22 protein-coding genes are annotated in these 22,152 nt (G+C 56.4%); 11 read left to right on the forward strand and 11 right to left on the reverse strand.

Going from position 1 to position 22,152, the window contains the following annotated elements; translation table 11 throughout:
• Positions 1–18: 18 nt before the first annotated feature.
• Together zapE and AC0L8N_RS03245 are read left to right on the forward strand one after the other, a co-directional pair.
• A complete protein-coding gene (gene zapE / locus AC0L8N_RS03240) occupies positions 19–1,107 on the forward strand; it encodes a cell division protein ZapE (protein ID WP_473666137.1) in 1,089 nt (362 codons plus the stop codon).
• Positions 1,108–1,207: 100 nt separating this feature from the next.
• Positions 1,208–1,705: a MarR family winged helix-turn-helix transcriptional regulator gene (locus tag AC0L8N_RS03245; RefSeq protein WP_473670015.1), complete on the forward strand. Its 498-nt coding sequence runs from the start codon at positions 1,208–1,210 to the stop codon at positions 1,703–1,705.
• A gap of 26 nt (positions 1,706–1,731) precedes the next feature.
• On the opposite strand, the gene AC0L8N_RS03250 is transcribed toward AC0L8N_RS03245, so the two are convergent.
• Entirely contained in the window at positions 1,732–2,574 is an 843-nt protein-coding gene (locus AC0L8N_RS03250) for a tryptophan 2,3-dioxygenase (protein ID WP_473666138.1), read from the reverse strand.
• Between the two features lie 188 nt (positions 2,575–2,762).
• Here AC0L8N_RS03250 and AC0L8N_RS03255 point away from each other — a divergent pair, with 188 nt between their 5' ends.
• From AC0L8N_RS03255 to AC0L8N_RS03270, 4 genes are read left to right on the forward strand one after another with little or no spacing between them, the layout of a single operon-like run.
• A complete protein-coding gene (locus tag AC0L8N_RS03255) occupies positions 2,763–7,592 on the forward strand; it encodes an NAD-glutamate dehydrogenase (RefSeq protein WP_473666139.1) in 4,830 nt (1,609 codons plus the stop codon).
• Between the two features lie 43 nt (positions 7,593–7,635).
• Entirely contained in the window at positions 7,636–8,376 is a 741-nt protein-coding gene (gene gpmA / locus AC0L8N_RS03260; RefSeq protein ID WP_473666140.1) for a 2,3-diphosphoglycerate-dependent phosphoglycerate mutase, read from the forward strand.
• Positions 8,376–8,915, forward strand: a complete 540-nt coding sequence (locus AC0L8N_RS03265; protein WP_473666141.1) for a gamma carbonic anhydrase family protein — start codon at positions 8,376–8,378, stop codon at positions 8,913–8,915. The genes gpmA and AC0L8N_RS03265 overlap by 1 nt, the downstream gene beginning before the upstream one ends.
• A gap of 17 nt (positions 8,916–8,932) precedes the next feature.
• On the forward strand, positions 8,933–9,688 hold the full coding sequence (locus AC0L8N_RS03270; protein ID WP_473666142.1) for a COG3904 family protein: 756 nt from the start codon (positions 8,933–8,935) through the stop codon (positions 9,686–9,688).
• A gap of 14 nt (positions 9,689–9,702) precedes the next feature.
• Here the strand turns inward: AC0L8N_RS03270 and AC0L8N_RS03275 are convergent, their stop codons facing one another.
• From AC0L8N_RS03275 to AC0L8N_RS03285, 3 genes are all read right to left on the reverse strand, one after another.
• Positions 9,703–10,602, reverse strand: coding sequence for an acyl-CoA thioesterase domain-containing protein (locus AC0L8N_RS03275; protein WP_473666143.1), 900 nt, complete (start codon positions 10,600–10,602; stop codon positions 9,703–9,705).
• A gap of 70 nt (positions 10,603–10,672) precedes the next feature.
• A complete protein-coding gene (locus AC0L8N_RS03280) occupies positions 10,673–11,416 on the reverse strand; it encodes an SDR family NAD(P)-dependent oxidoreductase (RefSeq protein WP_473666144.1) in 744 nt (247 codons plus the stop codon).
• 45 nt (positions 11,417–11,461) lie between these two features.
• Positions 11,462–13,102, reverse strand: coding sequence for a 3-(methylthio)propionyl-CoA ligase (locus AC0L8N_RS03285; protein WP_473670017.1), 1,641 nt, complete (start codon positions 13,100–13,102; stop codon positions 11,462–11,464).
• Positions 13,103–13,246: 144 nt separating this feature from the next.
• Here AC0L8N_RS03285 and AC0L8N_RS03290 point away from each other — a divergent pair, with 144 nt between their 5' ends.
• The gene (locus tag AC0L8N_RS03290; RefSeq protein ID WP_473666145.1) at positions 13,247–14,218 is read left to right on the forward strand and encodes a carbon-nitrogen hydrolase family protein; all 972 of its coding nucleotides are present in this window, start codon (positions 13,247–13,249) and stop codon (positions 14,216–14,218) included.
• Here the strand turns inward: AC0L8N_RS03290 and AC0L8N_RS03295 are convergent, their stop codons facing one another.
• Together AC0L8N_RS03295 and AC0L8N_RS03300 are read right to left on the reverse strand one after the other, a co-directional pair.
• Positions 14,219–14,401: a PLD nuclease N-terminal domain-containing protein gene (locus AC0L8N_RS03295; protein ID WP_473666146.1), complete on the reverse strand. Its 183-nt coding sequence runs from the start codon at positions 14,399–14,401 to the stop codon at positions 14,219–14,221.
• Positions 14,402–14,430: 29 nt separating this feature from the next.
• Positions 14,431–15,036: a MaoC family dehydratase gene (locus AC0L8N_RS03300; protein WP_473666147.1), complete on the reverse strand. Its 606-nt coding sequence runs from the start codon at positions 15,034–15,036 to the stop codon at positions 14,431–14,433.
• Between the two features lie 87 nt (positions 15,037–15,123).
• Between AC0L8N_RS03300 and AC0L8N_RS03305 the strand changes: the two genes are divergently transcribed.
• Positions 15,124–15,726: a nucleotidyltransferase family protein gene (locus tag AC0L8N_RS03305; protein WP_473666148.1), complete on the forward strand. Its 603-nt coding sequence runs from the start codon at positions 15,124–15,126 to the stop codon at positions 15,724–15,726.
• Position 15,727: 1 nt separating this feature from the next.
• Here the strand turns inward: AC0L8N_RS03305 and AC0L8N_RS03310 are convergent, their stop codons facing one another.
• From AC0L8N_RS03310 to moaA, 5 genes are all read right to left on the reverse strand, one after another.
• On the reverse strand, positions 15,728–16,153 hold the full coding sequence (locus tag AC0L8N_RS03310) for a molybdenum cofactor biosynthesis protein MoaE (RefSeq protein WP_473670019.1): 426 nt from the start codon (positions 16,151–16,153) through the stop codon (positions 15,728–15,730).
• 4 nt (positions 16,154–16,157) lie between these two features.
• Entirely contained in the window at positions 16,158–16,403 is a 246-nt protein-coding gene (locus AC0L8N_RS03315) for a MoaD/ThiS family protein (protein ID WP_473666149.1), read from the reverse strand.
• Positions 16,400–16,993, reverse strand: coding sequence for an NTP transferase domain-containing protein (locus AC0L8N_RS03320; protein ID WP_473666150.1), 594 nt, complete (start codon positions 16,991–16,993; stop codon positions 16,400–16,402). Before AC0L8N_RS03320 ends, AC0L8N_RS03315 begins: the two co-directional genes overlap by 4 nt.
• A complete protein-coding gene (gene moaC, locus AC0L8N_RS03325; RefSeq protein WP_473666151.1) occupies positions 16,986–17,462 on the reverse strand; it encodes a cyclic pyranopterin monophosphate synthase MoaC in 477 nt (158 codons plus the stop codon). Before moaC ends, AC0L8N_RS03320 begins: the two co-directional genes overlap by 8 nt.
• Positions 17,463–17,535: 73 nt before the next feature.
• On the reverse strand, positions 17,536–18,591 hold the full coding sequence (gene moaA / locus AC0L8N_RS03330) for a GTP 3',8-cyclase MoaA (RefSeq protein ID WP_473666152.1): 1,056 nt from the start codon (positions 18,589–18,591) through the stop codon (positions 17,536–17,538).
• Between the two features lie 407 nt (positions 18,592–18,998).
• On the opposite strand from moaA, the gene AC0L8N_RS03335 reads away from it, so the two are divergent.
• The 3 genes from AC0L8N_RS03335 to AC0L8N_RS03345 are packed head-to-tail and all read left to right on the forward strand — an operon-like array spanning position 18,999 to position 22,137.
• Positions 18,999–20,201 (forward strand): acyl-CoA dehydrogenase family protein, encoded by a 1,203-nt coding sequence (locus tag AC0L8N_RS03335; RefSeq protein ID WP_473666153.1) that lies wholly within the window; start codon positions 18,999–19,001, stop codon positions 20,199–20,201.
• Between the two features lie 17 nt (positions 20,202–20,218).
• Entirely contained in the window at positions 20,219–21,349 is a 1,131-nt protein-coding gene (locus tag AC0L8N_RS03340) for an acyl-CoA dehydrogenase family protein (RefSeq protein WP_473666154.1), read from the forward strand.
• Between the two features lie 44 nt (positions 21,350–21,393).
• Positions 21,394–22,137 carry a queuosine precursor transporter gene (locus AC0L8N_RS03345; RefSeq protein WP_473666156.1) on the forward strand — a complete coding sequence of 248 codons (744 nt, stop codon included), beginning with the start codon at positions 21,394–21,396 and terminating at the stop codon, positions 22,135–22,137.
• The last annotated feature ends 15 nt before the right edge of the window (positions 22,138–22,152 follow it).

A 22,152-nucleotide genomic window follows, 5' to 3' on the forward strand; every position in this document is an offset into this window, starting at 1 on the left:
CCAAGCAAAGCGAGACACATGACCGCTCCCACTCTCAAGCAGGCTTATCTGGATACCGCCGGACTTAGCCACGATCCTGGCCAGTTGGCGGTCGTTGCCCGCTTGTCGCAGCTTCAGCAAGAACTTCAGGCATCGCTCAGCACCTGGAACACCCTGCGCCAGCGATTCGCCTGGTCCCGTAAATCCGACGCCGTCCGGGGCCTTTATATATGGGGTGATGTCGGCCGTGGCAAAACCTTCCTGATGGACCTGTTCTTCGAACACCTTGATCATCCAGCCAAGAAACGCATCCATTTTCATCGCATGATGCAGGAGGTTCATCAGCGCCTGGCCCGTCTCAACAACGAACGAGACCCACTTGATATCGTTGCCGCCTCACTGGCAAAAGAAGCGACCGTGCTGTGTTTCGATGAATTCTTCGTCAGTGACATCGGCGACGCGATGATCCTCGGGCGCCTGCTCGATGGGCTGTTTCAGCGCGGAGTCACATTGGTCACCACCAGCAACGTGCCACCATCAGGCCTCTATGCCGATGGTCTCCAGCGCCAGCGGTTCTTGCCCGCGATCACATTGCTGGAAACCCACACTGAAACTTTGCAGCTCGACGGCGGCACGGACTATCGCTTCGAATTGCTCCACCAGGCCGGCACCTATCTGACACCCGCTGACGCCAGCGCGATGGACCGGCTGCAGCGCTTTTTCACCAGCGCCGCAGCCAGCCGTACCGAGGAAAGGCGGGTTCTGGACATCAACGGCCGGCCGCTGGAAACACTGCGTTGTGCCAAGGGCGTTGCCTGGTTTGACTTTGCGGAGCTCTGTCTCGGCCCCCGCAGCCAGGCCGACTATATTGAGATCGCCCGCTGGTACCACACGGTTATCGTGTCATCGATACCGCTGCTGGACCGACGCAACGACGATGCCGCCCGGCGATTCATAGCATTGGTCGACGAATTCTACGATCGCCGCGTAAAACTTGTGGTATCCGCGGCCCGCCCGGCGCTCGAACTCTATCAAGGTGAGCGCCTCGCCTTTGAATTTCAGCGGACCGTGAGTCGCCTGACGGAAATGCAATCGCAGGAATACCTGCACGCCGCCCACCGGGCCTGAATATTAACGCTTCTTAACACTTCATCCTGCGCGCCCGGTTGGAATTCGCGAGCCATCCGGTATGATTGATAATATACTTCCAGAACGTTATATCGAATGGATGGCGCCAGACGTGAACACACAAGCCCTGCAAGAGCCCGAATACGAGCGCGAATTGTCACTTGAGAAATTCCTTCCTTACCGGCTGTCGATTTTGTCGCACTCCGTCAGCAATTCCATTGCGACTGTTTACGACGACCGTTTCGGCCTGACCATCCCGGAATGGCGCGTGGTCGTAATTCTGGGCCGCAGCCCCGGCTTGTCGGCAGTGGAAGTCGCGGAACGCACGCTGATGGACAAGGTCGCGGTAAGCCGTGCGGTAACCAAGCTCATCAAGACCGGTCGTATCGACCGTCAGTTTGCCGATGCTGATCGTCGCCGTTCGATACTTAACCTTTCGGAAAAAGGTCTCGAAGTTCTCGAGCAAATTTCGCCGCTCGCCCTGGGCATTGAGGACAAATTGCTCGAGGGCCTGAGCGACGATGAGATCAGCACCCTGAACAAAATGATGGACCGGCTGCTGGAAAAAGCGCGCGACATCGGCGAAACCCAAAACTGAGCCGGCGGCTGGCCGACGACGGTCAGCTAACTACCAATCTCGGTGCGTACCTGGATCAGTTCGGCGAACAGTTCGATATCCAACGCCTTCTTCAGGAATGAAACCCCTGATGACCCGCCCGAGCCCGTCTTGTGGCCGATTATTCGTTCGACGGTTTTCATGTGGTGGAACCGCCAAAACTGAAAATTGTTCGCCATGTCCATCAGGGCTTCGCACATTTCGTAGCTCGCCCAGTCATCGCGCGGCTTCTCGTAAATATCACGCAGGACGGCAACAACGCCGGGATGGTCATTGCGGGCCTGGCTAAAATCGCGTTTAAGCACCGCTGCGGGAACTGCCCGACCCTGGCGGCTCAGGTACGCCAGAAACTCATCGAACAGCGCGGGCGCCTGCAAAGCGTCCTCAAGGCGCTCATGCCATTCCGGTTGCTGTTCATACACTTTGAGTATCGAGCGGCTCTTGTTCCCCATGAGAAACTCAAGCAAACGGTACTGGGGAGACTGAAATCCGGATGCACGACCAAATACATGGCGGAATTGCGCGTACTCACTTGGCGTTAGTGTGTCGAGCACGGTCCACTGGTTGTACATCTGATTCTGGATATGCTTCACACGTGCAAGCTTCTTAACCGCCAGCGGTAAATCATCAGCGCGCAAATCATCCATTGCCGCCTCAATTTCGTGTATCGCCAACTTGATCCAAAGCTCGGCAACCTGATGCTGAACAATAAACAGCATTTCGTCGTGGTGTGCTGGATCACTAAGCGGTATTTGCGCATCGAGCAATTTGTCGAGCTGTAAATACGCTGTGTAGTCGCTTTCGCGATCCAGGTTGGTATGGATCGAAGGTTCTAACTTTCGCCGTTTCATGACTGTACTCGCAAAAAGAGCACGCATTGTAGGCACTTTCAGCAGCAAAACCCACGCTTGATCTCGTAATTCTCCAGCACTGCTAGAACTGTGAGGCGTACATGTGGAAATCTGCCGCCAATCCGGTATAGAGTCACCCAAGATCGGATCCTTAATACCCCCTTAGCCTCTGTCCGGAGTGCCATAAAGTGTCCAATAGGCAGCAACGTCGAGTAAGTGATCTGACCGATCAGTTACTCGATCAAATTATTGCGTCAAAACCGAAATCCAAAGCTCTCACCGAACGCAAACAGATAAATGCCTGGTTGCGCCAATATTTTGGCAATGTACCAGTGGAGGACCTGCAGAACCGAACGGCAAGAATCGTCGCTCAGGCCGCCATGTCACATCTCGATTTTGCGATGCAGCGCAAACCGGGCAAACCGCTGTTGCGAATATTCAATCCGAACAGTGATGATCACGGCTACGATTCGGCATTCACCATCGTAGAAATGGTCAACGACAACATGCCGTTTCTGGTCGACTCCGTTTCAGCAGCAATATCGCGCTCCGATCTGACCATTCATATGACCGTCCACCCGGTCATGCGTATATCCCGAACCCGTGGTGGCCGGCTGAAATCCGTGCACGACCTGCATTCAGATGCCGGCGAAGAAGAGTCATTTATCCGTTTCGTCATTGACCGTGAACCTGATCCGCAACAATTGCGGATACTGGAACACGAAATCCTGCGGGTACTGGCCGACGTCCGTTCCGCCGTTCGAGACTGGCGGGCAATGCGCGAGAAAATGCGCCACGCACAATCATCACTGGACAACGGGCCGGCAGGTTTCGACGAACAAGTACGGCAAGAAAGCCGTGAACTGCTGGAATGGATGGCCGACGACCACTTTACGTTCCTCGGTTATCGCGAATACGAGTTGCAGGCGCGCGCCGGCAAGATGCACCTTAAGCCTGTCAAAGGCAGCGGCCTCGGTCTTCTTGCCAATGACGAACGCGGTGGACGCACCGTCGAACTAAGCAACGTGATGCGGCGCCACGCGAACTCAAAGAACTGGCTGATCATCACCAAAGCCAATTCCCGATCCACTGTCCACCGCTCGAGCTACCTTGACTATGTCGGCGTCAAGAAGTTTGACAAGAAAGGCAACCCCGTCGGCGAACTCCGCTTCATCGGTCTGTTCACGTCAGTCGCGTACAGCGAGAACCCGCGCAATATTCCGCTGCTCCGCCTGAAGGTGCAACGCGTCCTCGAACGCCTAAATGTCGATCCGTCCGGGCATCGCGGCAAATCAATACTGCATATTCTCGATACTTTCCCGCGCGATGAATTGTTCCAGGGAACTGTGCACGATCTGGTGCGCACAACCACCGGCATCCTTAATTTACAGGACCGCCACAGAGTTAAGTTCTTTTTGCGCCGTGACGCGTTTCGGCGCTTTTTCTCCTGCATTGTCTATGCACCTCGTGAAAAATACACGACTGCAGTACGACGACGCATGGAACAGATACTCCTTAAAGCATTTGACGGTCACTCGGTAGATACGAGTGTTCAGCTTTCAGACTCGCCGCTCGTTCGTGTGCACCTGATTGTTCGCACAAACGAGGGTGACCGACCGCGCATCAGCATCCGACGTATCGAAGATCAGATCGCCGATGCGGTCGTGACGTGGCGAGATCGCCTGCGCAATGAGTTGATTCTGAAATACAGCCAGGAAGAGGGCCCGATTCTGTTTCGCGAGTACGGTGAGAGCTTTCCTGCTGCTTACGAGGCTGACCTCGACCCTGCCACTGCGTGCCTGGATGTAAAACGCGTTGATGGTCTGCTGAAGGGTGAACACAACAATTACCTGTTGCTGTATCGACCGAAAGACGCGGAGGAAGGGCAGCTCAATTTCCGAACTTTCTGTCCGGATCAGCCCTTGCTACTGTCCAACGTACTGCCCATTCTGGAAGACATGGGCACCGAGGTTTACAGCGAGCGCCCGTACCGAATCAAACTCCGCAGCGGCCAGCACTTCTGGATACAGGAGTTTGCCCTGCACGTTCCGAACAGCGCGGAGATAAATCTTGACGAAGCCGCTTCACGTTTTCAGGACGGCTTCCATAAGGCACTGCAAGGCGAAACAGAGAATGACGGCTTCAATAAGTTGATTCTGTTCGCGGGACTTGACTGGCGGCAAACCTCGCTCGTTCGTTGTTACGCTAAATACCTGCAACAACTCGGAATGCCTTTCAGCCAGAATTACATGGAAGACGTGTTGGCGGACTACGCCGGTGTCGCACGCAGTTTGGTCGAACAGTTCGAGTTGCAGTTTGACCCGACCGTTAAACACTCCAGCCGCGACGACAAATTGAATGCAGTTACCGGCAGCATTCAAAGGGCCATTTCACGGGCACGAAACCTTGATGAGGACCGTATCCTGACCGCCTTTGCAGGCGCGATGAGTGCCACGCTTCGCACCAACTATTACCAACGCGATGCTGACGGTCAGATGAAAAAGTGCCTGTCTATCAAGTTGGATCCAAGCCAACTTCCCGAAGTGCCGTTGCCGAAACCGCGTTTCGAGATTTTTGTCTACTCGCCAGCGGTGGAAGGCGTCCATCTACGTGGTGGTGCCGTTGCCCGAGGTGGACTGCGCTGGTCGGACCGCCGCGAAGACTTCCGGACCGAAGTGCTCGGCCTCATGAAAGCGCAGGTGGTCAAGAATACCGTCATCGTACCCACCGGCGCTAAAGGTGGCTTCGTGCCGAAACGCTTGCCTGCCGGTGACCGTGACACGGTAATGAAAGAAGTCATTTCATGTTACCAGACCTTCATACGCGGCCTGCTGGACGTAACGGACAACGTGGTCGATGGCAAAGTGGTACCGCCTCCTGCTGTTGTACGCCGCGATGGCGATGACCCCTACCTTGTCGTTGCTGCAGATAAAGGCACTGCAACCTTCTCGGATATTGCCAATGCAATCTCTATTGAGTATGGCTTCTGGATGGATGACGCATTCGCATCCGGTGGTTCCGCGGGCTACGACCACAAGAAGATGGGCATTACAGCGCGTGGCGCCTGGGAAGCAGTAAAACGTCACTTCCGTGAAAAAGGCGTTAACACGCAGACCGACCCATTCACTGTTGCCGGCATCGGCGACATGAGCGGGGACGTATTCGGCAACGGCATGTTGTTGTCCCGCAAAATCAAACTGGTAGCGGCGTTCAATCACGAACACATATTCCTTGACCCGGCACCGGACATGGCGGCCAGTTACCGCGAGCGGCAGCGACTGTTCAAACTGCCGCGCTCGAGTTGGGCTGACTACAACGAAAAGCTGATATCCAAAGGCGGCGGTATATTTTCCCGCCAGGCGAAACAGATTCGGTTATCGCCAGAGATCCGCAAGCTTCTGGACACCAAGGCAACCAGCATGCAGCCGCTGGAATTGCTGCGCACAATATTGAAGATGCCCGTTGATTTGCTGTGGAACGGCGGTATCGGTACGTACGTTAAGGCAACCAGCGAAAGCCATTCGGACGTGGGTGATCGCAATAACGATTCTGTACGAGTCAATGCCGATCAATTGCGTTGCCGCGTCATTGGCGAAGGTGGCAATCTGGGCATGACGCAACGGGCCCGTATCGAATACAGCCTTAACGGCGGCAGGGTCAATACGGACTTTATCGACAACTCAGCCGGCGTCGACAGTTCTGATCGTGAAGTGAACATCAAAATTCTGCTGCGCGCCGCAGAGCAGGAAAAAGGTCTCACTCGCGCTGCGCGTAACAAGTTGCTCGTTGAAATGACCGATGATGTAGCTGCCTTCGTTCTGCGTAGCAACTACCTGCAGACACAGGCCATAAGCATGATGGAAGCACGCGCTCGGGAACGCCTGGACGAGTCAGCGCGGCTAATCAGTAACCTCGAGAAAACTGGCCTGCTTGACCGGGAACTTGAATTTCTGCCGAACGAAACTGAAATTGACGAACGCCGCCAACGCAAACAGGGACTCACGCGCCCCGAATTGGCCGTAGTGCTCAGCTACGCGAAAATCGATCTTTATAACGGATTGGTAGCCTCCACCTCGACACTGGAAGACTTCTTGACTACGGATCCGCAACGATACTTTCCCCCGCTGTTGCGCAGACGCTATAAAGACCTTATTCCAACCCACCGCCTCAGCCGCGAGATTCTCGCCACGCTGATTGCAAATAATATCGTCAACCGAATGGGTCCGGTGTTCGTCAAACGAGTGCAGCAGGACACGGGTGCCTCTGCTATGACCATCGCCAGAGCCTACATTGTGGCCAGGGAAATCTGTGCGGCAACAGTCCTCTGGCGCACGATCGAAAGCCTCGACAATCAGGTTTCTGCCACCGTGCAGCAGACGATGCTGTTCGATGTCAGTCGCACGCTGCGGCATGCCTGCTACTGGTTGATTGAGCGGTTCGGCGATGACCTCGATATCGTCGAATCCGTTGCACGACTCAAGGCACCGATGCAAACCGTGTACACGCGTGCCAACAGCATTGTCGTCGGCGCAGGCAAGAATCGGCAGAAAACGGCCGCTGCCGAACTTACCTCGATGGATGTGCCAGACAAGCTCGCCAAAAAGATGGCAGCGTTGCTGCTCACGCGCGGCGGTCTGGATATTGCAGACCTGTCGACAGAGATGAATACGGACGTCATGGCAACGGCAAGTATGTATGCCCGCCTGAGCGAGCATCTGGGTATCGTATGGCTGCATCGCCGGGTGGAGAATCTGACTGTCGAAGGCCGCTGGCAGGCGATGGCACGCAGCAACTTACGTGATGAGTTTTACCGGTGTCGCCGGGATCTTGCTCTACGCATTCTGCAAAACGCGGGCAAGAACACGCCGACGGAAGAATATGAAAACTGGCTGACGAACAATGCCAGCGGTGTGAAGCAATTTGAAGCCATCCTCGCAGAAATGAAACTGCGCGAAGAGATAGATTTCGCAACCCTGTCAGTCGCTGCTCAGGAATTGCGCAAACTCGTTACCGAATAAGTCAGCAAATACGCAAGAGAACACATTTCACTACGGAGTAGATATGCCCGGCAAACTTATATTGTGTCGCCACGGACAAAGCGACTGGAACCTCAAGAACCTGTTTACGGGTTGGACCGACGTTGACCTGACCGAACTGGGGAGCAGCGAAGCCAAAGCCGCGGGCGTAGCCGTCAGCGAGCTCGACTTTAAGATCGACGTTGCCTATACGTCGTTACTGAAACGCGCGATACGCACATTGTGGCTGATGCTGGATGAGATGGATCGCATGTGGATTCCCGTCATTCGCGACTGGCGCATGAATGAACGACACTACGGTGCTCTGCAAGGCCTCAACAAGGCAGAAACAGCCGCGAAATATGGCGATGAACAGGTTCACGTCTGGCGCAGAAGTTACGCGACACCGCCGCCGCCGCTGGAAGCTGACGACGACAGACACCCTGCGCACGATCCGCGTTATGCCGGTATCGATGGGCTTCCGGCCACGGAATCACTGGCAACGACGCTCGAGCGGGTCGAGCCATTCTGGAACGAGTGCATCGTGCCGGAATTAAAAGCGGGTCGGAATGTGCTGATCGCCGCGCACGGCAACAGCCTGCGCGCGCTCGTCAAGATGCTGGACAACGTATCGGAAGAAGAGATTACAGGATTCAACATTCCGACCGGAATTCCCATCCTGTATGAACTGGATGACAATCTGCAGCCGCTATCGCGGCGGTTCCTGGGCGACCCGGATGCCGTTGCGGCCGCTGCCGCGGCCGTTGCGAATCAGGCCAAAGGCTAATGATCTTTCGTCTTGGAGAATCGTCACCCGTCTTCGAGGGTGACGGTCACTTCGTGGCGCCGGATGCGAACGTGGTTGGCAATGTCCGTCTTGGGCCCCGCAGCAGTGTCTGGTTCGGCGCAACGGTCCGCGGCGACAATGACTGGATAAACATTGGTGCTGACAGCAATATCCAGGACGCATCCGTGGTCCACACCGATCCCGGCTTGCCCGTGCAGATCGGTAGCGGCGTTACCGTAGGCCATCGCGTCATGTTGCACGGCTGCACGGTAGGCGACGGCAGCCTGATCGGTATCGGCAGTTCGGTACTCAACCGGGCCAACATCGGCAAACGTTGTCTGGTCGGCGCACATTCGTTAGTCACTGAAGGTAAACAATTTCCGGATGGCGTCCTGATACTGGGTTCGCCCGCGCGCGTCATACGGGACCTGAATGACGACGAAATCGCGATGCTGATCGCCTCCGCCGCAAGTTACACGGCGAACAGCCGCCGCTTCCGAGAGCAGCTGGCCGAAGCGCCACGCCCCTCTGGCGGCTGACCGCAGCGCGACCTGAGATGCGCTATCAGCTGTTGTTGGCACTGCTCTTTCTCGCCGACGCCAGCCAGGCGGCTGAAGTGGATATTCTGCGTGCCGCACCACCGACGGGAATTTACATTGAGACGGATTACCGTCACTCCGAGAGCAATCGCTGCGATTGGTACTACACAGCGAAGGACTTTCTGCAGGAAACAATCCCTGTCAGCGCAACGCCCTGCCCGGTCATTGTCAGGCTCCGCGGTATCCTGAGCCGGCAGGGTGCGTTGCTGTTTTCACGAATAAGCCAACGTCTCGCCGACTGGCCTGCTGAAGTCACCCGGGTAGTACTGAACTCGCGCGGCGGTGATTCAACCGCCGCTTTCCAGATCGCGCGCATCATACGCAATCACGACGTGTATCGGCGCCATTCAATGGGCATCACAACGGCACTGGATGAATCGGAAACCGCAGTTTGTTTCAGCGCTTGCGTCATTGTGTTCGCAGCCGGCTTCGAACGCTACGCCCTGTTCGATGAATACAATGACCCCGCTTTGCCATCCAGGCTGGGCATACACCGTCCGGGACAATACAACTCTGCGCGTGGGCGTTACGACAGCAGCGATGACAACCGCTACATCCAGGTGGTTCGCAAGCAGCTCAACGATTATTTCGAAAGCGTTGGGGTCAGCGGTCAGCTGGTTGACGAGATGTTTGCTGTGCCATTCGATGACATTCGCTTGCTGACCGAGGCCGAAGCTCGCGACTTCAGACTCGTAACCCGCGATCAGCCGTAACGCTCGACTGGCCGTTAAACCTGCGAGCGCGGGTTCGACCGCTTGTTACCGGAGTCGTCGGTCACCACCCGGACCAGTCCCTCCTGCGCCGAGGAAGCCACCAGAATACCGTTCGTGTCAAAAAACTGGCCACGAGCATAGCCGCGTGCACCGGACGCGTTGGGACTGTCCATTGAATACAACAGCCATTCATCAACTCTAAACGGCCGGTGGAACCAGAGCGCGTGATCAAGGCTCGCCATCATCACGTTGCCGCGACCAAAACGCAGACCGTGCGGCAATGTCGAGGTACCCAGTAGTTCGTAGTCCGACACATAAGCCAACAGGTTTTGGTGCAAGGCCTGCTCATCCGGTAATGCACTCACTGCGCGAATCCAGACTTGCCGAACAGGGTCGAGCACTTCAGGGACATCAAACCGTACAGGCTGCACGGGGCGGAACTGAAATGGTCGTTGATCCGTCAAAAACCGCCGCATTTTCTGCGGCAACCTGGCGAGCATTTCCGGGGCAATATCGCTTAAATCCGGTAGCCCGTCCGGCGCCGGCACATCGGGCATGCTTGCCTGGTGCTCGAGACCGACCTCCGGCACCTGGAAAGAGGCGGCGAAATTGAATATCGGTCGTCCATGCTGAATAGCGACTACGCGCCGCACCGAAAAGCTGCCGCCATCCCGTGACCTGTCGACTTCGTAGATGATGGGCGCGTCAACATCGCCGCGTCGCAAGAAATAGGCATGCAATGAATGTGCTACCCGCCCTTCAACCGTGAATTGCGCGGCAGAAAGTGCCTGACCAAGAACCTGGCCACCGAATACCTGGGCACTGCCGATATCGCGACTCTCGCCGCGAAAAATATTGTCTTCTATACGCTCAAGCTGCAACAGGTGCAGCAAGTCTTTAAGTACTGAATGCATCGAATCTGGTCCGTTGTATGTACCGGAAAGTCTAGCGAACTCGAGTAGGCCCTATGCGACTATCTTGCAATCATTCTGCGCGCCCGCCATCAACGGCGATACCGCTGCCACTCACGAAAGTTGCGTCATCACTGGCCAGAAACAATACAACCTTGGCTACATCAAGTGCTTCGCCAAGACGCCGCGCGGCCGATCTTTGAATGCAAAAGTCCCGCAGTGACTTGTCCTCGCTGAAAATTCGACGGCTCTCAGGAGTCATCAGCGCACCCGGCTGAACATAGTTAACAGTAATTCCGAATGGCCCTGCGCGGAGAGCCAGTTCACTGAGCAGTTTTGCGAGCGACTCTTCAGCTTCTCTGACCAGAGTTTCTGCTTCACGTCCAAATGCGCTGCGCAACATGCCAACGACAATAAAACGCCCTGCCGGGCTGTGCTTCATGCGTGGTAATGCGGCATCAAACAACTGCCGTATTCCAGCCAGTCGGCTCTGCAACAATCCTGCGTGGGTATCGGCATCGAGTATTGGCGGCTGGACCTGGAGACCGGCGCTAATGACAACGGCGTCCAGCCCGCCCAACTGCTTCTCTGCGGCTGCTACGGCCGTCTTCGCGTTGTCGTCGCCGTCAAAGCGCGCCACCAAACCGCTGACACCACTGACATCCCGATAGCGGGATTCTATATCGCTGTCCGCCCGATCCAGTGCAACCACACTCGCGTCATGACGTACGAGCGTACGTGCAATGGCTTCGCCAATTCCATTGGCGCCACCGCACAGCATTGCGCGTACGCCAAATAGTCGACCACTATCTGCCATTGTTCGATCTCCTGATTCGTACAGTCCACATGAGCGGCTCAGAGGCTAGGTTGACGCGTTCGCGAAAGTAAATCCTGCGAACTGTTCACGAAGCTTGGTTTTCAGAATCTTGCCGGTCGCCGTGTGTGGAATTTCTTCCACAAACACAACATCGTCCGGTACCCACCAGTTGGCAATCTTGCCATCCAGGTATTTCAGTATCTCGTCGCGCTCGGGGTTGCGACCGTCCGCTTTTACCACAACCAACAATGGTCGTTCGGACCACTTGGGGTGCGTGATACCGATAACTGCGGCCTCGGCAATGTCCGGATGGCCGACAGCAACGTTTTCAATTTCTATTGAACTGATCCATTCGCCGCCCGACTTAATGACGTCTTTGGTCCTGTCGGTAATGTTCAGGTAACCCTCGGTATCGATGGTCGCGACATCGCCGGTGTTGAACCAGCCATCATCGGTGTGCGAGTCGCTGGTCTCATCCACCTTGAAATAACCACTGCAAATCCATGGTCCGCGCACCTGCAAGGCGCCGAACGCGACGCCATCCCATGGGAGCTCTGCCCCGGCATCGTCAACGATGCGCATTTCAACACCGAAAATGCCCCGGCCTGCCTTTGCCTTGAGCCTGACAAATTCTTCGCCCGCGAGGTCTTCCATGCCTGCTTTCAGCGTATTGACCGTCCCAAGCGGGCTCATCTCTGTCATTCCCCAGCCCTGGCAAGTGACGACATCGTGCTGGTCGCGAAATGCCCGAATCATCGAACGCGGCACAGCAGCGCCGCCAATGACGGTTCGTTGCAGGCTGTTCAGTTTTTTGCCGGCCTTCTCCGCATACTGCAACAATGCCGACCAAACCGTCGGCACACCCAGAGCGACCGAAACCGCTTCTGTTTCCATCAGGTTGTACAGCGTTTCCCCGTCGCCCATTTTTGGCCCCGGGAAAACGACCTTGGCACCAACCATCAACGCCGAATACGGAGTACCCCAGGCATTAACATGGAACAGAGGCACGACCGGTAGTATCGAATCGCGGTTTGAGAGCCCGAGAGCATCAGGGGCGATACTCGCGTACGCATGCAACACCGTCGAGCGCTGGCTGTAAAGGACCCCTTTCGGATCGCCGGTGGTACCGGAGGTGTAACAAAGGCCCACCGCATCGCGCTCATCAAGCAGGGGCCAATCGTAGTCCTCGTCACAATCCGCGATGAGTGCTTCATAGGAGACGGCGTTCGCCAGTGTCGTTTCCGGGAGGTGCGCGTCGTCCGTAAGGATGACATAGCCTTTCACGCCGGGTGTCTGAGCCGCAAGCTTTTCAAGCAATGGCACAAACATCGGATCGGTAAAGACCCACTGGTCGTCGGCATGATTAATAATGTAGACCAGTTGCTCCGGGAACAGGCGCGGATTAAGCGTATGACATACATAGCCCGCGCCGCCGATAGCGTAGTAGGCCTCCAGATGCCGGTAGTCGTTCCAGGCCAGAGTAGCAATTCGATCGCCTCTTGAGACACCCAGCTTATCCAGCGCATTGGCCAGTTGGCGGGTGCGGCGGCTGCAATCCCGGTAGGTATAACGATGACTGGGATCGTCAGCGGTAATCGACACAATTTCGCGATCAGGAAAATTGCGCTCCGCGTGGCGCAAAATCGAAGACACCAACAGCGGCGTGTCCATCATCAGACCGTGCATACCCACCCCTTTGTTTTCTATTCTGTGTGGCAACAATGACCATTTAACAGGCCAAAGTGCTGTGACTGCAAGCATTGTCGGATTCTGCGGATGCTATATTCGCCAGGCGCTCCCGATTCACTCAAACACCGTATAGGAGTATCAATGGTCGCCAAGAATAGCCACGAACTGACCGTCGGGCTGGCGCAGATCGCGCCATGCTGGCTGCGCCGGGACGCAACGCTCAATAAGCTATGCGACTGGACTGATCAGGCCGCGACGGCAGGCTGCGAGTTGGTCGTTTTCGGTGAGGCGCTGGTCCCCGGCTACCCTTTCTGGGTTGAACGCACCGACGGCGCGCGCTTCGATTCCCGGCTGCAAAAAGAACTGTTCGCCCATTACGTCAACGAGGCAGTCGACATTGCCGCAGGCCACCTCGAACCGCTGTCGACAATTGCCGCGAAGCGCGGAATTGCCGTCTACGTTGGCGTCATTGAGAAAACCGCGGACCGCGGACACAGTCTGTACTGCTCCATGGTGTACATCGATTCAAACGGCAGAATCGCTTCCGTGCATCGCAAGCTGATGCCCACCTACGAGGAGCGACTGGTCTGGTCCTGCGGTGACGGGCATGGCCTGCGAACTCACCCACTGGGCGCATTTACCGTTGGCGGCTTGAATTGCTGGGAGAACTGGCTGCCATTGGCACGCGCAGCCCTGTACGCGCAAGGCGAAGACCTGCACGTCGCAATCTGGCCCGGCAGTCAGCGCAACACTGAGAACATCACCCGTTTCATTGCGCAGGAAAGCCGGGCGTTCGTTGTCTCTGTCAGTGGTCTGATGCGTCCGGAAGACATCGACCCGGGGCTACCGCATTTCCACGCGCTCAGCGCAGTCTGCCGGGACAATCTTGCGAACGGTGGCTCCTGCATCGCGGGCCCGGACGGCGATTGGCTGCTGGCACCTGAAACGGACACCGAATCCCTGCGAATCGCGACACTCGATCACCGGCGGGTACTCGAAGAACGGCACAATATGGATCCTGCGGGCCACTATTCCCGGCCGGATGTTACCCGGCTGACAGTGAATCGGAAGCGCCAGACGACCGCAGAATTCAGTGACGACGAGACAAATTAGTCAGGGTTTCTTTGGCCCTGCCAGGTACCAGATCAGCAAACCCAGCATCGGCAACAAAATGACAACGGCAATCCAAAGAACTTTGCGGGTGTCACTGGCACCAGACTGCGCAATTTTCAGAACGGCGTAGATATCGGCGAGCAGAATCAGCAAGCCGAACAATGAAGAAATTTGAACCTGCATTAAGGACTCCTCAAGTACTCTGGCGTTGTCTATTCGCTCTCGGGTGAATTAAAAAAGTACATTCCCAAGGTCTCCGCAACACAAGCGGGCTTGCGTTCTCCCTCAACTTCAACGCGAACTTCAGACGACAGATGCAATGCGCCAGCGCGTTTACGAGCTTGCACAATTGTTGCTCTGGCACGCACCCGGCTGCCAACTGGAACCATTGTATAAAAACGCACCTTGTTACAACCAAAATTAATGGCCCGCGCGAGATTCTCAAAACTGACAAACTGCTGTGTCAATGCCGGAATTAACGACAGCGTAAGGTAGCCGTGAGCGATAGTCTTACCCTCTGGCAGTTCCCGTGCAGCGCGCTCCGCATCAACGTGTATCCATTGAAAATCACCGGTTGCCTCGGCGAACTGGTCAATGCACTTCTGATCGACCACCGACCAGTCCGACAAGCCGATCTCCTGACCTTCCAGTGCCTTGGCATCCTCAAATGATCTAATTGTATGCAAACTCAAATCCCCGGTTTGTCGCATGACGTTGCCGGTTACATCGGCAATCAGGTTGACAGGAATACACACATGCAGACAACAGGGCAAGTACCGAACAATCTGCCGACCCGTGTTGGCCGTGAATCCCGACACAACTATACTGGCCTGATGTGTCTTACGCAGCTTTCTCTGACATTCTGATGTACACGACTCCTGCGCATTTTCGGCGTCGGCAACCGCATGCGTGACGATTCGTTGTCGCTCTTCGCACTCGTACTCGCTGCGGGGCAGTCCCAGCGCTTTGGCGGCCTGAAACAACTTGCAACCATTGGCAAGCAAACACTGGTGCAACGTGCCGTTCGGGAAGCTGAAGCCGTGTGCGGCGAACGCACTGTCCTTGTGGTTGGCAATGCGGCTGAGGCAGTGCACGCGGCGGCCGCTCCGCTGGCCGGGTTCCTCATCTGCAACGATCGCTACCGCGACGGAATAGCGAGCTCGATTTCCATGGCTGTCGAGGCGGTGAAGGACGTAGCGGATGGCGTGTTGCTCATGCTCGCCGACCAACCCCTTGTTGACCGCCAGCACCTTGCGCACCTGCGGCAACAATGGTTGTTGCAGCCGGAGCGCATAGTGGCCAGCCGCTATGCCGGAATAGCCGGGGTGCCGGCTATCATACCGGCCGGCCATTTCCGCGGATTGCTGGCACTGCGCGGCGATCAGGGAGCTCGCGCGTTGATCTCAGCTCAAGGAGAGAATGTCATTGCTGTGGATTGTGCAGCCGCGGCCGTCGACATTGACATACCGTCTGACCTCATCAGCCTGGACGGCGACGACTACCGTTAATTCAGGCGTGTGCTGCGCAACGTTCGCAATTGACCCAACCGGTATCGCCGTTGGTGTAGTGCTCTTTTTTCCAGATCGGCAGTCGAACTTTGACCTGGTCAATGATGTAACGACACGCATCAAATGCGGCATCGCGATGCGCCGCTGAGACTCCAACCCACACAGCACAATCGCCAATCTCGAGTAAGCCTGTACGGTGCACACAGCGTGCGTGCAAGACATCGAACTTCGCCATTGCCTCGGCAATAACGCGCTCGCCCTCCTTAATGGCCAGCGGTGCATACGCCTCGTACTCCAGACGCAGCACGGACTGCCCTTCATTGTGATTGCGTATCCAGCCTTCAAAGCCTGCGTAAGCGCCCGCTGCCTGATCAAGTAAATCCTCTCGCAGGCGCTCCGGGTCAATTCCTGTTTCCACCATCTTCATCATGTCAGCCACCTGCAACCGGCGGGAACAACAAGACTGTATCGCCGTCTTTCAACTCGTCATCCCAGCTCGTCATTTCGTCGTTGATCGCCACTTTGCAGTGTGCCAGCGGTTCGGCTGAACCGTGCCTGTCCTGCAACTCGCGAAACAGGTCTGCCGCGGTTCCAGCGCTCGTCGTAACGCGCTCTTCAGTCTTGCCCGCGTACTCGCGGAACAGAGCAAAATAACGGACGGTGAGAACTTTACTCACTGTGCCACCTGCAGTGTGCTGCGTGCGAGGTCATCGGGTGTGTTCATATTATCCAGTGCATTGGCATTTGGCTGGTTCAACAGACAGGTATCGGAACGAAGCATGATCTTGCGTGGGCACACCATGCCCTGCGCGACGAAGTCATCCAGAATCGCGCGAGCTGACGGTTCGTAGATTGCACACAAAGGTTCCGGAAGATCATTGTGGCTGCTACGAAATGCGCTGAACGGGTGCGCAGGATTTCGCGATTCAACCAGAAACCCGAGAGTGCTGTCGTCGATATTCGGCAAATCCACCGCCAACACCAGCCATGCTGCGTGAGGATCCGAGTCCATGGCCGACAAGACGCCAGCAACAGGTCCGAGATCGTCATAGCGATCAACAATCTGCGGGAAGCTTGCTCGCTCCGGTTCGTCCTGCTGAGCCTTGCTCGTCGACACGTAGGCCGCCGACGTGAACTGACTTAACAGTGCCATCGTGTGAGCAAGCTGGCTGCGCCCGGCATGCACTAGTAAGGCTTTGTCGCTGCCCATCCGGCGGCTCTGCCCACCCGCCAGCACCAGCCCTTTGAGCACCGGCGCTTCATTCACTGTGATAGTCCTTTTTTCCACCGGTCTTTGCGATCAACCGGGTTTCTGTAATGCGGATATTATGCGACAGCGCCTTGCACATGTCGTAGACCGTCAAGGCAGCCACCGTCGCTCCGGTCAGCGCTTCCATTTCCACGCCCGTGCGGTGATTGACCTTGCAGCGGCAATCGATGACAGCGCGTTGCTGTTCGTCCAGCCGTATGTCGATAGCACAATTATCCAGACCCAAAGGATGACAAAACGGAATCAATTCGTGGGTACGCTTCGCGCCCATCACCCCCGCGACGATTGCCGTTGCGAACACTGGCCCTTTGGCAGTCTGGATATCACCGTCAGCGAACCGTGCGGCCACGTCCCTGGGGAATTCGACAACAGCGCGCGCGTGCGCTTCGCGGGCACTCGCGGTTTTGTGGCTGACATCAACCATAGTCGGCCGGTTGTGTTCATCAATATGGCTAAGCTTGTTCATCAACTACTCACTTTTCTCTGGCCCACCGCGTACGTATATCGTGACTACGGAATACAGTCCGTTGCTGGGGACGTCAGCCACCCATCCGGTACATTTCGATTTTCCGCAAGGGTGCTTCCGTGACAGTTTCGCGCCCACGCAATTCACTGTAGCGATCATTTCGCTGCAGCCAGACATTTTGCAACAACAAGCGGAGGTCTTCATCGCTGGCGCCGGTGCGCAGCAGCTCGCGGAGTGGCGTCCCTACGGTCGCAAACAGGCAGGTGTACAGAACCCCGTCGGCAGACAAGCGTGCGCGACTGCAGTTACCACAGAACGGCTCGGTGACAGAAGAAATAAAGCCGATTTCACCGCCACCGTCATCGTAGCGATAACGGCTGGCCACTTCTCCGGCATAGTTGCGCCCCACCGGCGTAACCGGCCAGCGCGCATTGATCGCGGCCAGCAAATCCCGTGACGGCACAACCTGATCCAGTCGCCAGCCGTTTCGATTGCCTACATCCATGAACTCGATCAGGCGCACGATATGGCCGCTGCCGCGAAATCGTTCGAGCAGGTCGAGGACCGTATGCTCGTTGACACCCCGTTGCACAACCGTGTTGATTTTGACCGGACTCAAACCCGCCGCAGCTGCCGCATCAATGCCTGCGAGAACGGTATCGAGATTGCCGCGACCGCCGCTCATGCTGTGAAAGAGCTCCGCATCCAGACTGTCGAGGCTGACAGTCACCCGATCAAGACCGGCATCAGCCAACGATTGCGCGTAGCGCTCAAGCAGCGTGCCATTGGTCGTCAATGCCAGATCTTCGACGTCGGGCAGCGCGCGCAGGCGTGCAACGAGTGCAGGCACGTTTTTTTCAAGCAGCGGTTCCCCGCCCGTCAGGCGCAGTTTGTTCACCCCCAAACTCACCGCGATACCAGCGACCCGCACAATCTCGTCATGGCTTAGCCGCTGCTGCCGTCGCAGGAACTGGTAGTCCTCGTTGTAGGTACTCTCCGGCATGCAGTACGGGCAACGAAAATTGCATTGATCAAGCAACGAGATACGCAAGTCGCGCATCGGCCGCTTGAGTTGATCCAGAGGGCCCGGCGATACCGGTGCCTCATTGGCAGGAGAATGGGAGTTCATGCGGCTATTCTGCACCATTCGTCCGAAGCTGATAAGCGCAGTGAACGTCAGTCATTGCGGGTGTGGGTGTTGCCGGGTCAGATCCCAACGAGCCGCAACCGTTCCCTCTCGTTGCCGCGCTAGCCCTCACTCTCAGCGTAGTCACTGTCTGCCGAAAAACCCGCGCCGGCCAAATTTATCCAACTAGCTCAATAGTTTGCCGCCCGCCCGGGGTCGGTTGTGCGCTGCAGCATTGGCCGATATACTGCCGCGCAGATCACGTCCTTGTTACCGTAAGACCTGAGGGTACCAGCAGGGCGCGCCGCACCACGCACGACCTGCCAGCATCCGCCATCGATAGCGGAATACCCGTCCGAACGGCTGCCTGGCAGCGTTCCGGCAATGCCGACAAACAGCGGAGTCAACCCATGCACGTAAACCTGACCGACGACGAACTGGCTTTCCAGGAAGAAGTTCGAACTTTCTTCCGCGAGCAATACCCGGCTGATATCCGCGCGAAGCAGGACAATGGCGTGCCACTGACACGCGACGATTACGTTCGCTGGCAAAAAATACTGCATCGGCAAGGCTGGGCTGCCATCAACTGGCCCGTCGAGTACGGCGGCACCGGCTGGACGCCGGTGCAGAAGTACCTGTTCGAAAATGAAATCGCCATGGCCAATGCACCGGACATGGTGCCGTTTGGCGTGAAGATGGTCGCGCCCATCATCTACACGTTTGGCACCGAAGAGCAGAAACAACGTTTCCTGCCCGACACTCTGGCCAGCAATATCTGGTGGTGTCAGGGCTATTCCGAGCCGGGTTCCGGCTCTGACCTCGCATCACTGAAGACCCGCGCCGACCGTGTGGGTGACCATTACGTTATCAACGGCACCAAGACATGGACGACGCTGGGCCATTTTGCCGACTGGATATTCTGCCTCGTCCGCACCAACAGTGACGTCGCCCGCCGCCAGGAAGGCATCAGCTTCGTGCTCGTCGACATGCAGACGCCTGGCGTCTCTGTGCGACCTATTATCACAATCGAGGGCGAACGGGAGGTCAACGAAGTCCACTTTGAAAACGTGGAAGTGCCCGTTGGCAACCTGGTCGGCGAAGAAGGCAAGGGCTGGACCTACGGCAAACTCCTGCTGCAGCACGAACGCACCAACATTGCCGGCGTTGCACGTTCCAAGTACCGCCTGAGCAAGTTGCGGGAAACGATGGCGAAAGCTGTGCACGGCGGCACGCCGTTGGATCAGGACAAGAACTTCGCCCGCAAGGTAGCGGCTGTGGAGATCGATCTGCGCGCCCTCGAATTTACAGAACTTAGAACGCTGGCAGCTGTTGCTGTTGGCAAGGCGCCGGGTCCGGAATCGTCAATACTCAAGATCAAGGGAACAGAAATACAGCAAGCGCTGGATACGTTGTTCATGGAAGCAGCCGGCTACTACGCACTGCCTTATCTGCCTGAGCAATACGCCGCCGACTTTCCGGCTGATGAGCGAACAGGGTTCGGTTCGGAAACGCTCTCATCCCTGCGTTACTTCAATAATCGCAAGGCGTCTATATATGGCGGCTCGAACGAGATACAGAAAAACATCGTTTCCAAGCACGTGCTTGGACTCTGAACTGACAGGACGTTCTTATGGATTTCTCAATCACCGAAGAACAATCGATGCTTGCGGACAGTATTGCCCGCTTTATCGACAACGATTACACCTTCGACAAACGCATGGCGATCGCGGAGAGCGACGAGGCTTTTAGTCAACAGGTTTGGCAGAACTGCGCGGAGCTTGGCTGGACAGCCATGTTATTCAGCGAAGCGGACGGCGGCTTCGATGGCGGCGCCGTCGAAATGATGCTGATGATGGAACAGTTTGGACGCGGGCTGGTGGTTGAACCGTTTCTTGCCAACGTTATCCTCGCCGGTGGCGTCCTCAAACGAGTGGCGAACGCGGAACAAAAAGCAGACTGGCTTGCAGGTATCGTTGCTGGCAGTCGCCAGGCAGCGCTGGCGTTTGCGGAGCCACAATCGCGATATGACATTGCCAATATCACAACGAGCGCGAAACGAGACGGCGACCAGTGGGTTCTTAATGGCACAAAAGCACTGGTTCTGAACGGCGGTGCTGCAGAATTAATTATCGTGCCAGCGCGCACCTCTGGCGGACAAACCGAGCAATCGGGTATTTCCCTGTTCGCTATAGATGCATCGGCACCCGGGATAACCCGGAACGCCTACAAGACAGTAGATGCACACGGTGCAGCAGAGATTGTGCTGCACGACGTTAAGGTCGACGACAGTGCGATACTCGGCAATCCGGATGAAGGCTATTCTGCCCTTGCTGACGCCGTTAATGACGGTATTCTCGCCGTTTGCGCAGAAGCAGTCGGTATCATGCGCACAATGCATGACAAGACGGTCGAATACACCAAGCAACGCGTGCAGTTCGGCGTTCCCATCGGCAGCTTTCAGGCATTGCAGCATCGCATGGTGGACACACTCATGGCCTGCGAACAAGCTCGTTCATTGTTGCTGCGCACTGTCATGCTCAGTGATGCCCGCAGTCCCGATGCAGGTACTGCGATCAGTGAGCTGAAATACCTGATTGGCACGTCCGGTCGCAAAGTTGCACAGGAATCGATACAGATACACGGCGGAATGGGTATGACCTGGGAAATGGACATCGCACATTACTTCAAGCGCATGACCGCCATTGAGATACTGTTCGGCGACAGCGACTTTCATCTGGATCGCGCAGCAAACACTAAATAACGCTGGCCTATAAGAGTGCTGGCCAGAAACCAGGCTGACTTCACATGTTCCCCGAATCGCTGGTCCGGTTTTTCTCTGCGCAGCAGGAACTGCTTTGGCTAACGACGTTGTTCGTCGATCTTGGCTGCACCGTGATTCTGTACCGACTGTTCGGCAAGGCCGGTCTGCAGGTTGCGATCGCGACCGCCATTATTCTCGCCAACTTAAGCGGCCCGAAGCTCACCGAAATATTTGGTCTGCAAACCAGTCTCGGGGTGATTTTCTATTCCACTATTTTCTTTGCGACTGACGTACTGAGCGAGAACTACGGCCGTGCCGAAGCTAACAAAGCGGTACGAATGGGTCTTGCCGTCAGCGTGATTGTATTGCTGATGCTGAGCATCTCACTGCTCTATCAGCCAACAACCGACCCGAAGTCAGCTGCGTTTTCGCTCAGCATTCACGAGTCCTTCGTTACGATAGTCAACTACACGCCGCGATTCGTGTTTGGCTCGTTGCTCGCTTACTACGTCAGTCAGAGTTTCGATGTCTGGGCGTTTCACCGAATTAAGAAAATCACAGGTGATCGTTGGCTGTGGCTGCGCAATAACCTGTCGACGATGAGCTCGCAGGCGCTCGACACCGTCATCTACTCGCTGGTCGCCTGGTGGGGTATCGTTGATCTGCAGACTGCACTCGCGCTCGGCGCTGCCAAGTACATCCTCAAGATGGGCATCGCCGTCATCGATACAGTCTTCATCTACTGGGCACGAGCCAGCTTCAGACGCCGCGAGAGCGCGCTGTCCTGACAAGGCAGCGTTCGC

It is taken from the genome of Woeseia sp. D3-10 (assembly GCF_055809415.1).